8 protein-coding genes are annotated in these 13579 nt (G+C 68.0%); 5 read left to right on the forward strand and 3 right to left on the reverse strand.

Annotated elements, in window-relative coordinates; genetic code table 11:
• Positions 1-96: 96 nt before the first annotated feature.
• From JJ691_RS11845 to JJ691_RS11860, 4 genes are all read left to right on the forward strand, one after another.
• Positions 97-1887 carry a glycoside hydrolase family 6 protein gene (locus tag JJ691_RS11845; RefSeq protein ID WP_211768826.1) on the forward strand — a complete coding sequence of 597 codons (1791 nt, stop codon included), beginning with the start codon at positions 97-99 and terminating at the stop codon, positions 1885-1887.
• 76 nt (positions 1888-1963) lie between these two features.
• Entirely contained in the window at positions 1964-4867 is a 2904-nt protein-coding gene (locus JJ691_RS11850) for a glycoside hydrolase family 48 protein (RefSeq protein ID WP_211768827.1), read from the forward strand.
• Positions 4868-4874: 7 nt separating this feature from the next.
• Positions 4875-6410, forward strand: coding sequence for a cellulase family glycosylhydrolase (locus JJ691_RS11855; RefSeq protein WP_211768828.1), 1536 nt, complete (start codon positions 4875-4877; stop codon positions 6408-6410).
• A 5-nt stretch (positions 6411-6415) separates the two neighbouring features.
• Positions 6416-7432 (forward strand): lytic polysaccharide monooxygenase auxiliary activity family 9 protein, encoded by a 1017-nt coding sequence (locus JJ691_RS11860; RefSeq protein ID WP_249228218.1) that lies wholly within the window; start codon positions 6416-6418, stop codon positions 7430-7432.
• Between the two features lie 48 nt (positions 7433-7480).
• Here JJ691_RS11860 and JJ691_RS11865 read toward each other — a convergent pair whose 3' ends face one another.
• On the reverse strand, positions 7481-9667 hold the full coding sequence (locus JJ691_RS11865) for a discoidin domain-containing protein (protein ID WP_211768829.1): 2187 nt from the start codon (positions 9665-9667) through the stop codon (positions 7481-7483).
• 654 nt (positions 9668-10321) lie between these two features.
• On the opposite strand from JJ691_RS11865, the gene JJ691_RS11870 reads away from it, so the two are divergent.
• Positions 10322-11098, forward strand: coding sequence for a class I SAM-dependent DNA methyltransferase (locus tag JJ691_RS11870; protein WP_211768830.1), 777 nt, complete (start codon positions 10322-10324; stop codon positions 11096-11098).
• Here JJ691_RS11870 and JJ691_RS11875 read toward each other — a convergent pair.
• On the reverse strand, positions 11088-12932 hold the full coding sequence (locus JJ691_RS11875) for a non-ribosomal peptide synthetase (protein ID WP_211768831.1): 1845 nt from the start codon (positions 12930-12932) through the stop codon (positions 11088-11090). The genes JJ691_RS11870 and JJ691_RS11875 overlap by 11 nt on opposite strands.
• Positions 12929-13579, reverse strand: a complete 651-nt coding sequence (locus JJ691_RS11880; RefSeq protein ID WP_211768832.1) for a hypothetical protein — start codon at positions 13577-13579, stop codon at positions 12929-12931. Before JJ691_RS11880 ends, JJ691_RS11875 begins: the two co-directional genes overlap by 4 nt.

The following is a 13579-nucleotide window of genomic DNA, read 5'->3' on the forward strand; positions in this document are numbered from 1 at the left end:
GATCAGGTTGCTGGCTCGTTACAGTCGGCTGCGACTGGAAGCGCTTCCAGAGCGATCGGTCAGCACTCCCTCAATGCCGCGAGGAGTACTCCGCACATGCCTGCATCCGCATCATCACGCTCCCGGCGGACCCGGCTGATTTCCGGGTTGTCCGCGCTCGCCGCACTCGGGCTCACCGCGGGTTTCCTGGTCGCCACGGGCAACGAGGCCTCGGCCGCGACCGCCTGCAAGGTCGACTACTCGGTCAACCAGTGGAGCACCGGCTTCACCGGCACGGTCACCGTCACCAACCTCGGCGACGCGATCGCCAACGGCTGGACGGTCGGCTGGGACTTCACCGGCAACCAGCAGGTGCAACAGGGCTGGAGCGCCACGGTCACCCAGTCCGGCCAGCACGTCACCGCCACCGGTCCGGACTGGGCGAAGTCCCTGGCCACCGGCGCGACCGCGACGTTCGGCTTCAACGCCTCCTACTCCGGCACGAACGCAGCCCCTGCCGCGTTCACGCTGAACGGCACCACCTGCACCGGATCCGCGCCGCCCACCACGACCACCACGACCACCACGACGACAACCACAACCACGACCGGCAACCCGCCGCCGCCCGGCAGCCATGTGGACAACCCGTACGCCGGCGCCAAGGGCTACGTGAACCCGGACTGGTCGAGCGAGGTCACCACGGCCGCCGCCACCACGGGCGGCGCGCTCGGCAGCCAGATGTCCAAGGTGGCCAACACATCCACCGGCGTCTGGCTGGACCGGATCGCGGCCATCGCTGGCACCGACACCCAGCGCGGCCTGCGGGCCCACCTGGACGCGGCGCTGGCCCAGGCCACCGGCGGCACTCCGGTCGTGGCGCAGTTCGTGATCTACGACCTGCCCAACCGGGACTGCGCGGCGCTGGCGTCCAACGGGGAGCTCCAGGTCAGCCAGGACGGCCTGAGCAAGTACAAGTCCCAGTACATCGACCCGATCGCGGCGATCATGGCCGACCCGAAGTACGCGAGCCTGCGCATCGTGGCGATCATCGAACCGGACTCGCTGCCCAACCTGATCACCAACACGTCCATGGCCAAGTGCGCGGAGGCCCAGTCGAGCGGCGCCTACGTGCAGGGCGTGCAGTACGCGCTGAACAAGCTGCACGCGATCAGCAACGTCTACAACTACCTGGACATCGCCCACTCGGCGTGGCTGGGCTGGGACAGCAACCTCCAGCCGGCGGTCAACCTGATCACGTCGACCATCAAGGGCACCACGGCCGGCGTGAACAGCGTGGACGGCTTCATCAGCGACACCGCGAACTACACGCCGGTGGCCGAGCCGTACCTGACCGACCCGAACCTGACCATCGGCGGCCAGCCGCTGCGCTCGGCGACGATCTACCAGTGGAACCCGTACTTCGACGAATCGCACTACGACACCGCGATGTACAACGCGTTCGTGGCGGCCGGCCTGCCGAGCAGCATCGGCATGCTGATCGACACCTCCCGCGACGGCTGGGGCGGCTCGGCCCGCCCGACCGGCGCCAGCGGGTCCACAGTGGACGCCTACGCCGACTCCGGCCGGATCGACCGCAGGCTGGCCCGCGGCAACTGGTGCAACCAGAGCGGCGCCGGCCTCGGCCAGCGGCCGACGGTCAGCCCTTCGCCGCATTTCGACGCCTACGTGTGGATCAAGCCGCCGGGTGAGTCCGACGGGTCCAGCACCTCGATCCCGAACAACGAGGGCAAGGGCTTCGACCAGATGTGCGACCCGACCTATCACGGCAGCCAGCAGGCCAACGGCGGCAACCTGACCGGGGCGCTGCCCAACGCGCCGCTGTCCGGCCACTGGTTCCAGGACCAGTTCGCCCAGCTCGTGGCCAACGCCTATCCGCCGGTGCAGTAAGCCTCTCCCGTCCCGGGCGGTGCCTCCTCCTACCCGCCCGGGACGGGAGTCCCATTCCGGAAAGGAATCCCTGCGCATGCGTCGACGACTGCGGCTCGCCCTGGGCGCCGCGGCGGCGCTGATCGCCGCCACCCTCACCCCCGTTTCCCCCGCATCCGCGGCGGCCGTGTCCTGCACGGTCGTCTACACCACCAACGACTGGTCGAACGGCTTCACCGCCAACGTCGCCCTGACCAACAACGGCCCGGCGCTGACCAGCTGGTCGATGACCTGGACTTTCCTGGACGGCCAACAGGTGCAGCAGGGCTGGAGCGCCACCATCACCCAGACCGGCGCCAAGGTCACCGCCAACAGCTTGAGCTACAACGGAAACCTGCCGACGGGGGCGTCCACGTCCTTCGGCTTCAACGCCAGCAAGGGCTCGGCCAACCGACCGCCGACCGACTTCGCGGTCAACGGCACCGCCTGCACGGGCCCGAACCAGGCGCCGACGGTGTCGCTGACCTCGCCGAAGGCGACTGACTCGTACAACGCACCGGCGACGATTCCGTTGGCGGCCACAGCAGCGGACAGCGACGGCACCATCAGCAAGGTCGAGTTCTACGCCGGTGACACGCTGCTGGCCACCGACACCACCGCCCCGTACGGCGGCAACTGGACGAACGTGCCGGCCGGCACCTACTCGATCACCGCCAAGGCGTATGACGACAAGGGCGCGTCCACGTCGTCCTCGCCGGTGTCGGTGAAGGTGCTGTCCGGGCCGACGATCGTGGCCTCGCCGGCGACGATCAACGTCAAGCAGGGCGGCACGGCCACCTTCGGCGTGAGCCTGGCCAGCGCCCCGACGAGCAATGTCACGGTGGCGGTGGCGCGCACCTCGGGTAGCGCCGACCTGACCGCGACCCCGGCCAGCCTGACGTTCACGCCCTCGAACTGGCAGACCGCGCAGAACGTCACGGTGACCTCCGCGGACAACGGGGGCGACCTGGGCTCGGCGGTGTTCACCGCGTCGGCGACCGGCTACGCCGCCGGCACGGTCACCGCGACCGAGGTGTCCAACTCCACTTCGGACTACGAGGTGGAGTTCCTCAAGGAGTACAACAAGATCAAGGATCCGAACAGCGGCTACTTCCGCAAGTTCGGCAACCTCCTGGTGCCCTACCACTCGGTGGAGACGCTGATGGTGGAGGCCCCGGACTACGGGCATGAGACCACCTCCGAGGCGTTCAGCTACTACCTGTGGCTGGAGGCCGCCTACGGTCGGATCACCCAGGACTGGGCCCCATTCAACGCGGCCTGGACCTCGTTGGAGACCTTCGCCATCCCGTCGGACGCCGACCAGCCGACCAACTCCGGTTACAACGCCAGCAAGCCGGCGACCTACGCGGCCGAGTACCCGAGTCCGTCGAAGTACCCGTCGCAGCTGCAGACGGGCGTGTCCGTGGGCAGTGATCCGATCGCCGGCGAGCTCAAGAACACCTACGGCACCAGCGATGTGTACGGCATGCACTGGCTGCTCGACGTGGACAACATCTACGGCTTCGGCCACTGCGAGGACGGCACGAACACCGCCCCGGCCTTCATCAACACCTTCCAGCGCGGCTCCCAGGAGTCGGTGTGGGAGACCGTGACCCAGCCGTCCTGCGACGAGATGAAGTACGGCGGCAAGAACGGCTACCTGGACCTGTTCACCGGGGATTCCAGCTACGCCAAGCAGTGGAAGTACACCGACGCCCCGGACGCCGACGCCCGCGCCGTGCAGGTCGCGTTCCAGGCCGAGCAGTGGGCCAAGGCCCAGGGCAAGTCCTCGGCCGTCGCCGACGTCGTCAAGAAGGCGTCCAAGATGGGCGACTACCTGCGCTATTCCCTGTTCGACAAGTACTTCAAGAAGATCGGCGACTGTGTCGGCGCGAGCACCTGCGCCGCCGGCACGGGCAAGGACAGCGAGCACTACCTGATCTCCTGGTACTACGCGTGGGGCGGCTCGCTGGACCCGAACAGCGCGTGGGCGTGGCGGATCGGCGACGGGGCCGCGCACCAGGGCTACCAGAACCCCCTGGCCGCGTACGCGCTGTCGACCGACCCGGGGTTGAAGCCGATCTCGGCGACCGGCTCCAGTGACTGGGCGACCAGCCTCGGCCGGCAGTTGGAGTTCCTGCAGTGGCTCCAGTCCAGCGAGGGTGGCATCGCCGGTGGGGCGACCAACAGCTGGGACGGCCAGTACGGCACGCCGCCGGCCGGCGACCCGACCTTCTACGGCATGTACTACGACTGGCAGCCGGTCTGGCACGATCCGCCGAGCAACCAGTGGTTCGGCTTCCAGACGTGGGGCATGGAGCGGGTCGCGGAGTACTACAACACGACCAAGGACGCCCGCGCCAAGAAGATCCTGGACAAGTGGGTGCCGTGGGCCATCGCCAACACCACCGTCGGCACGAACGGGTCGTTCCAGATCCCGTCCGACCTGACCTGGACCGGTGCGCCGGACACCTGGAACGCGGGCAACCCGGGCGGCAACACCGGTCTGCACGTGGCCGTGAAGAACTACAGCCAGGACGTCGGCGTCGCCGCCTCGTTGGCCAAGACCCTGATGTACTACGCCGCCGGCTCCGGCGACACCAAGTCGAAGACCCTCGCGGAGGGCCTGCTCACGGCGCTGACCGGGCATGAGGACGCCAAGGGCATCGCGGTGCCGGAGACGCGGGCCGACTACAACCGGTTCGACGACGCCTACAACGCCAGCACCGACCAGGGCCTGTACGTGCCGCCGGGCTGGACCGGGACGATGCCGAACGGCGACAAGATCAACTCCAGTTCCACGTTCGAGTCGATCCGGTCCTTCTACCAGAACGACCCCGACTGGTCCAAGGTGCAGTCCTACTTGGACGGTGGTTCCGCACCCACCTTCACCTACCACCGGTTCTGGGCGCAGTCGGAGATCGCGACGGCGTTCGCCGCCCACGTCGACCTGTTCGGATGAGGTGCACATGAAGCGATGGCTCACGGCCGTCGCCGCAGTGGTCGGGCTCGCCGTCGTCACGGTGAGCCCGGTCCACGCGGCCGGCAACACTACTTCGGCGGGCACCGGAACCGGCTACTACCACACCGTCGGGTCGCAGATCGTCGACTCGACCGGCGCGCCGGTGCGGATGACCGGCCTGAACTGGTTCGGCGCGGAAACGGCCAACTACACCTTCCACGGCCTGTGGTCCCGCAACTACAAGGACATGGTCGACCAGATGGCGTCGCTGGGCTACAACACCGTCCGCGTGCCGTACTCCAACCAGCTGTTCGACCCCGGCTCCACGCCCAACAGCATCGACGCCAACTCCAACCCGGAGCTGATCGGCCTGTCCGGCATCCAGATCCTGGACAAGGTGATCGACTACATCGGCAGCAAGGGCATGCGGGTGGTGCTCGACCAGCACCGGCCGGACAGCGGCGCGCAGTCGCCGCTGTGGTACACCGCCCAGTACCCGGAGAGCCGGTGGCTGTCCGACTGGACCATGCTGGCCCAGCGGTACAAGGGAAATCCGACCGTGGTCGGGATGGACCTGCACAACGAGCCGCACACGATTCAGGGCGGTGGCGGCGCCTGCTGGGGGTGCGGCGACACCGCCACGGACTGGCGGCTCGCTGCGGAACGGGCCGGCAACGCCATCCTCGCGGTCAACCCGGACGTGCTGATCATCGTGGAGGGCATCGACTGCGTGTCCGGCACCGGGGACCCGCAATGCGGCTGGTGGGGCGGCAACCTGTCGGCCGCCGCCCAGTACCCGGTCCGACTGTCCAAATCGGACAAGCTGGTGTACTCCGCGCACGAGTACGCCACCTCGGTGTTCCACCAGACCTGGTTCGACGATCCGACCTTCCCGGCCAACATGCCGGCGCTGTGGGACCACTTCTTCGGCTACCTGGTCAAGCAGCACATCGCCCCAGTGCTGGTCGGTGAGTTCGGCAGCACCCTGGTCGACCCGAAGGACAAGGTGTGGCTCCAGAACCTCTTGGCGTACATGGGAACCGGGCCGACCGGCATGAGCTTCACCTACTGGTCGTGGAACCCGGACTCCGGTGACACCGGCGGCATCCTGAAGGACGACTGGCAGACGGTCGACCAGAACAAGCAATCGATCCTCCAGCCGTACCTGATCCCGCCGGTCGGCGGCGGCGGGGGTGGCGGTGGCGGCCCCACCCCGCCGCCTGCCTCCTGCGCGGTGACCTATCACGTCGACAGCAGCTGGAGCGGCGGCTTCAACGCCACCGTCACGCTCAAGGACACCGGCACTTCGCCACTGACCAACTGGGCCCTGACCTGGACCGCGCCGAGCGGCACGCAGCTGGTCAACGGCTGGAACGCGACCGTGACGCAGAGCGGGTCGACCGTCACGGCCAAGGCCCCGTCCTGGGCGCCGAACCTCGCGGCCGGGGCCAGCGTGTCCATCGGCTTCCAGGCCAACGGATCCTCGGCCACCACGCCCAGCGCTTACTCCGTCAACGGAACCAGTTGTGGGGTGGGATCGTGAAGGTGATGAAGGCGCTCGCCGTGATCGCGGCGAGCCTGAGCCTGGTGCTGCTGGCGGCTGGCCCCGCCTCGGCGCACGGCGCGATCATGAAACCCGGTAGCCGCACGTTCCTGTGCTGGGAGGACGGCCTCAGCTCGACCGGCCAGATCGTGCCGCAGAACCCCGCCTGCTCGGCAGCGGTCAACGTCAGTGGGACGAACTCGCTGTACAACTGGTTCGCCGTGCTGCGTTCCGACGGAGCCGGCCGCACCCGCGGCTTCATCCCCGACGGGCAGCTGTGCAGCGGCGGCAATCCCAACTACGCGGGCTTCGACCAGGTCGGCGACTGGCCGCTCACACACCTGACCGCCGGCGCCCAGTTCGACTTCGCCTACAACGCCTGGGCCGCCCATCCGGGCTGGTTCTACCTCTACGTCACCAAGGACGGGTGGGATCCCAGCAAGCCGCTGACCTGGGACGAGCTGGAGGACCAGCCGTTCCTGACCATCGACCACCCGCCGGTGACCGGCCAGGTCGGCACCGTCAACGGCCAGTACGACTGGTCCGGCGCCCTGCCGGCCGACAAGACCGGACGGCACATGATCTACTCCGTCTGGAAGCGGTCCGACAGCAACGAGACGTTCTACGGCTGCTCCGACGTGGTGTTCGACGGCGGCCACGGCGAGGTCACCGGCATCAAGGACGCGCCCCCGCCCCCGCCGCCCGGCAGCGGAGACCACGGCTGCATGGCCGAGTTCGACGTGACCAACTCGTGGAGCGGCGGCTACCAGGCCACCGTGCAGGTGATGAACCACGGGACCGCGCCCATCAACGGCTGGACGGTCAGTTGGACCCAGCCTGCCGGGCAGACCGTGGCCAGCGTGTGGAACGGCACGATGACCCAGGACGGGTCGCTGACAGTGGTGCGCAACGCCGACTGGAACCGCACTGTGCAGCCGGACGGGTCGGTCACGTTCGGTCTCACCATGAACGCGACCGGCTCCAATCCCGCGCAGCCCACGGTGAACTGCTCGTCGCCGTGATGCTGTGGCGTCCCCGGCCGATGCGCGATCGGCCGGGGACGCCGGGCTCTACTGCGTCAGTTCCAGGTAGTCCAGGTTGGCCGTGCCGCCGGCGTCGGTGGAGGTGAGGCGGATCGTGTTCGCTCCGCTGGTCACCGGCACCGTCATGGTGGCATCGGCCCAGGTGTCCCAGTTGGTGGTGGGTGCGAAGGACACGGAGCCGGCCGCCGTCCCGTTGACGGTCAGCGCGGCGGGGCGGTTGGTGGTGGTTCCGTTGGCGTAGTGGAATTTCAGGGTGGCGTTGCCGGCCGCGTCGGCGTGCACCCCGGTCCACTCGGCGTAGGAGCCGGTGGCGTTGGTGGTGTTGCAGAAGCCGGTGCCGGAGTAGCCGGCGTGGTTGGAGTCGACGGTCCCCTGGCAGGTGCCGGCCTCGGCCTCGTAGCGGTTGCCGGCCGGTGGGGTGGTCGAGGCGCCGGCGTAGTCGGAGCCGATCCACGAGTCGTCGATGCGCAACAGCTTGTAGTGCGTGGAGTCGCTGGACGCGGCCCAGGTGCTGTCGACTTCCAGCTTCACGTAACGGGAATTGCCGGCCGGCAGGTCGATGAACTGCACACCCCGGTGGCTGGGCAGGGTTCCGCTGGTGACGGGATTGCCCCAGTCGGTGCCGTTGGCGGAGACGTAGACCTTGTAGGCCTTGATGCGGGCCGACTGCTCGGTGCTCGACCGGGCGTAGCTGACTGAATCCTCGCGCTGGTTGATCCCGATGTACTGGACCCGCTTGGCCGAGCCGAGGTTATAGGTCAGCGACACCGGCAGCGTCTTCTTGTTGTCCCAGTACGTCAGGTAGTCACCGTCGGCCGCGGCCGAGGCGGCGTGCCCGCTGGCCGACGCGGTGGCGCTCATGGTGTACGTGGACGCGGGGTAGACGCCGGTGCGGCCGTTGGTGTCCACTTGGAACACCGTGTCGTACGGGTCCCAGCCGGAAAGCCCGGTGAGCGTCAGGTATCCGTTGCCCTGCGTGAAGCTCACGGCCGCGCCGGTGCGGAAGTTGGTCACCTTGGTGACGCGATAGCCGTTGTCCCGCAGCTTCACCGTCGATCCCGACGGCTTCGTGAGCACGTGGATGAACTGGAGATCCGGGTTGGTCTTGCTGATCGTGGTGACGCCCTGCGAGCCGTCGTTCCAGAAGCCGGGTTGCAGGCCGCCGTACATGTAGCCGCCGCCCTCGGTGCCGTTGATCGAACCCCAGATCTGGTCCAGGTAGCTGTTGAGGAAGTTGTTGTAGTCCAGCTGATGGCCGGGGAACTTGCCGTTGACCATCGCCGTCTCGTCCATCAGCGACTTGATCGACGAGCCGGAGTTGGCGATGTAGCGGCCGACGTTGAGTCTGGTGTCCACTGTGGAGTCAGTGCCGGTGTACCACCAGGAACCGCTGTCGGGCAGCTTGTAGTCGGCCTCGATCAGCCGCGGCGCCGCCGTCCAGACCGCCTGGGGGTAGTCGTAGGACGGGGTCATGCCGGTCTTCTGCTCGTTGCTGACCATGTCCATGATCGGCGTGTCTTCGTTGTTGTTGCTGAGCGTGTAGTTGGGCCGCTTCGCGCGGATCTGCTCGTACAGGTTGTGGTCGAGCCAGTACTGGCTGTCGTTGTCGATCCAGAAGCCGCCCAGGTCCGGGTAGCGGTCCATGACCTCCATGAAGTTGTCGTAGCTGAACTCGCCGAACCCGTTGGTGGTCGTCAGGTCCACGTTGTGCCCGGCGTAGCTGGAGAACGCCTTGGAGTCCAGCCAGTCCTTGCCCGCGGGCAGGCCGTCGTTGTGCCACTGCGGGTCGTTGGTCATGTACAGGATCGTCTTCATGCCGGCCTTCTTGGTGGCCGCGATCAGCTCGCCCAGGAAGTCCCGCTTGCTGTGGCAGCTGCCCGGGATGGCCGACGGCCACGGCCGGGTGTAGCCGAGCTTGCTGTGGAACGTGGCCAGCACGATGTACTGCGCGTGGAGCTTCTTGGCCTCGTTGACCCAGTAGTCGGCACTCCAGCCGCCGCTGGTGACGTCGTTCTCCCAGGAGGTGCAGTCGGTGTGGACCGGGGACGTGCGCTCGCCCCAGTGCAGGAACAGGCCGGCCTGCGAGGCCCGCAGGAAGTCCTGGCGCGGGTTCTGCAGCTCGGCGTGCGCCACCGTCGGCACGGCCACCAGGCCGGCCGCGACGAGCATCGCGGCCCCGTAGGCGACCAGTCGCCTGACCCAGCTTCTTCGCATGGCTTCCTCTCGTCGCAGGGTGAAGGAAGGGCTGCCGCTGCGAGAGGAAGCGGGGTCGTCGAACACGCCATCGGTCGCGCCGATGGCGTCGCCGGGCGGGGGACCGCCATGGTGACCTCCCGCGATCACGCGTGAGCCAGCCCTGCGCCGACGCCTGCGGCGCCGGCGACCACCACGGCGGAAGTGGTCGAGACATCGGAGGTGTGAACACGGCTGGTCAGCATGGCGAATCGCCACCCTGCCGCCCATCCCGGCGAGGTGGCTTGCTGCCTCGGTGTTCCTGACCTCCGGCGTTGGGTACTCAAACGCGGCGAGCGTATGAGTGATCGGACCTTCATGTCAATCGGGTCGGTCAGGCGGGCATCCCGAGATCGGACGGGTGTGGCGTCAAATCGTCCATATGGGACGGTCGCGCCGGCTTTCTTCTGCGCGATTGTCGAGGGTGTGGTAATGCGCGTTGTGAAGTTTACAAGTGAATGAATACTTGTTGCGTTCTGGCGATGTGGTGTTTAGGCACGGAAAAGGCGGGATTTCGGGTGGCCTGTTGATGGGAATTTGACGGCGTCGGCGATGTGCGGCTGTTGACGACGCGTCGAGTTTCGGCAAGGGTGGGCGTCACCGCTCGATCAGCTCGACTCGAACTGTGGAGGCGCAGTGACTCTAGAACCGACCGTCGACCGTGAGCGCTCAGTGGAAGATGGTGGGTTCCAGATTAGACTGCCAACGGTGGGGGAACGCCACGACCAGGACACGGAATACTGCCACGTGCTGGTGGACGGCAGTTGGCGCCGGCTGAGGTTTCACGACTACGCGGAGATCTTCGCGCTTCCGGGATTGTACGAGCAGTTGTTTCACGGACTGCTGGAATGCCGGTCGCCCACGGTGGTTTCGGCCCTGTTAGGTCAGGCCCGGGAGGGCGACGAGACCGAGTTGCGGGTGCTGGACCTGGGGGCGGGCAACGGTTTGGTCGCCGAGCAGCTGGTCGGGCTGGAGCCGCGGACCATCGTGGGAATCGACATCCTGCCGGAGGCCGCCGCGGCGGCGAAGCGCGACCGGCCGGAAGTGTACGACGACTACCGGGTCATCGACATGATGGACATCGACGGTGGTGACCGCCAAGCCTTGGCGGACATGGAGTTCAACGCCCTCACCTGCGTGGCCGCCCTGGGGTTCGACGACATTCCGCCGGCGGCGTTCCGCAACGCCTTCAACCTGGTCGACGACGGCGGCCTGGTGGTCTTCACACTGCGGGACAAGTTCGTGTCGGACACGGATCCGTCCGGATTCCGCGTGCTGATCGACCACGCCTGCCAGTCGGGGGCGCTGGAAATCGTGGCCTCCGAGCGCTACCGCCATCGCCTGGCCATTGACGGCTCCGCACTCTGGTACGTCGCGACGGTGGGCCGAAAGATTCGGGACCTCAGCGAGTGATTCGCTGACGGCGGCCCGGGGCGGGCAGGGCGGCGCGGTCGAGCTTGCCGTTGGGTGTGGTCGGGACCCTGGGGATGACGACGTGTCGTGCGGGCACCATGTAGTCGGGCAACCGCTGAGCCAGATGGTCCCGCAGCGTGGCCTCGTCCACCGCCGCGCCGTCGACCGGGACGACGTAGCCCACGAGGCGATCGCTGTCCCGTACCACCACAATGGCTTGGGCCACCAGGGGATGCGTGGCCAGCACGGCCTCGATCTCGCCGAGTTCGACCCGCTGGCCACGGATTTTCACCTGGCCGTCGGACCGGCCGAGATAGTGCAGGTTGCCGGTGGCGTCCCAGCGGGCGATGTCGCCGGTGCGGTACAGGCGTTCGGTCGTGCCGGCCACGTCGACGTCGACGAACCGCTCGGCGGTGAGGTCGGGTCGGCCGCTGTAGCCGCGGGCCAGGCACTCGCCGCCGAGGTGCATCTCCCCGCGACCGCCGAGCGGGGCCAGCCGCCGCTGTTCGTCCAGCAGATAGATGGAGACGTTGGTGATCGGCCGGCCGATCGGCACCCCGCTGTCCGGCTCCGGCGGCCGGCACGGCCAGGCGGTCACGTCGATCGCCGCCTCGGTTGGGCCGTAGAGGTTGTGGACTTCGACCGGGAGGAGGCTGGTGAGCCGGTTGACGATCCCGGGCGGCAGCACCTCGCCGCTGCAGATCACCCGGCGCAGCGACCGGCAGTCGGCGAGCCCGGGCTCGCCGACGAACAGCGCCAGCATCGAGGGCACGAAGTGCAGAGTGGTGACCCCTTCCCGGTGGATCACCGTCACCAGCGCTGCCGGGTCGCGGTGCGCGTCCGGCTCCGCGACCACCAGCCGGGCCCCGACCATCAGTGGCCACAACAGTTCCCAGACGGACACGTCGAAGGTGTACGGCGTCTTGTGCAGGACCACGTCGTCCTCGGTCAGTCGGTAGGCGTCCTGCATCCACAGCAGCCGGTTGAGCAGGCTGCGGTGCATCATCTCCACACCCTTGGGCGTGCCCGTCGAACCCGAGGTGAACAGCACGTATACCCGGTCAGAGCCTTTCGCGCGGACGGGTTCGCCCGGGATGCCCGGACCGTCCACAGTGAACTGACGGATCGGCAGGCCCGCGGTCGCCGCCTGATGCCGATCACTGACCAGCAGCAGTTCCGCGCCGGCTGAGTCGATCATGGTGGCCAGTCGGGACAGGGGATGGGTCGGGTCCAGCGGCAGGTAGGCGCCGCCCGCGAACAGTATGCCCAGCACCGCGACCACCATGTCCGGGCCTCGCTCGGCACACAGCGCCACCACCGAATCCGCCCCGACGCCCTCGGTCTGGAGTCGGCCCGCGACCCCATCGGCTCGGTCGATCAGCTGTCGGTAGGTCAGCTGCTGGTCGCCCTGCCGTACCGCGATCCGTTCGGGCGTCCGTACGGCCTGGTCCCGGATCAGATCCGGCACTGTGACGTCGCGCAGCGGCGTGCGGATCGGGTTGAACGACAGCAGTCGCGCTCGCTCAATCGGACCCACCGGATCGGCCAGCCGCACCGGCTTGACCGGGTCTGCCTGGAGTAACGGCAGTAGTGTTACTAGGCGCTCTTTCGTGACCGACCCGCTGCCGTCCTGGATCCCGCCTTCACTCACCACGATGTCGGGCTCGCCGGTTGTCTCGGCCGTGCCCAACTGCGCCAGGACGTCCTTGAACGTCGTCTCCTCGCCGATCCGGACCGCGAACGTCCGGTCACCGTGCCTGACCAGCACCGTTTCTCGCTCGGTGAGCCGCTGAACCAGCACCGCGCCGGCGGCGGCCAACTCCAGGTCGCTCATCCGATCACCGCCTTGCGGATGGCGATCGCCGCTGCGGCGACCATGTCGTCGTCCAACGTGGTGCCGGGAACGACGGTGCGGCGGAAGTCGGTGGCGGGAGTGGCGGAGGCGGACAGGAGGAAGCCGAGCCAGCCGTCGAAGCGGGCGAGAAGTTCCTCCTGGAGGAGTTCGACCTCGTCAAGATCCATGGCGTCGGCCTCGGCCCACGAGATGAGGGCGTCGGAGAGGCGTCGGTTGAGCTCGGCGTGGAGCTCATGTCCGGTGAGGGTGGGCGCGATGGTGGACGTGGAGTGGTCGGCGCGGAGCTTGGCCATGAAGCCGGCGAAGTCGTGCAGGGCCTGGTCGACGGTGGGGGTGGTGGGCTTGACCGCCACGACCGGGGTGTCCAGGCGGGCGGCGATGGCCGAGGCCAGGGCGGAGGCGCTGCAGTAGCCGGCGACGCAGTCGATCTCGGCGTCGGCGAAGCGGGTGGCGTACTGGTCGGCCAGGTCCTCGTGATCACGGTAGGAGTAGGTGCCGGCGAGATCGAGGACCGGGTCGACGCGGCTGACGGCTAGGCCGTCGTCGAGCCGGGTGAGCTCGGCGGCCAGCGACTTGAGCCCGGACAGGGCCCGGAAGTCCACGACGACAACGGCCAGCTCGGCCAT

It is taken from the genome of Kutzneria sp. CA-103260, from assembly GCF_018263855.1.
GTDB lineage: Bacteria > Actinomycetota > Actinomycetes > Mycobacteriales > Pseudonocardiaceae > Kutzneria.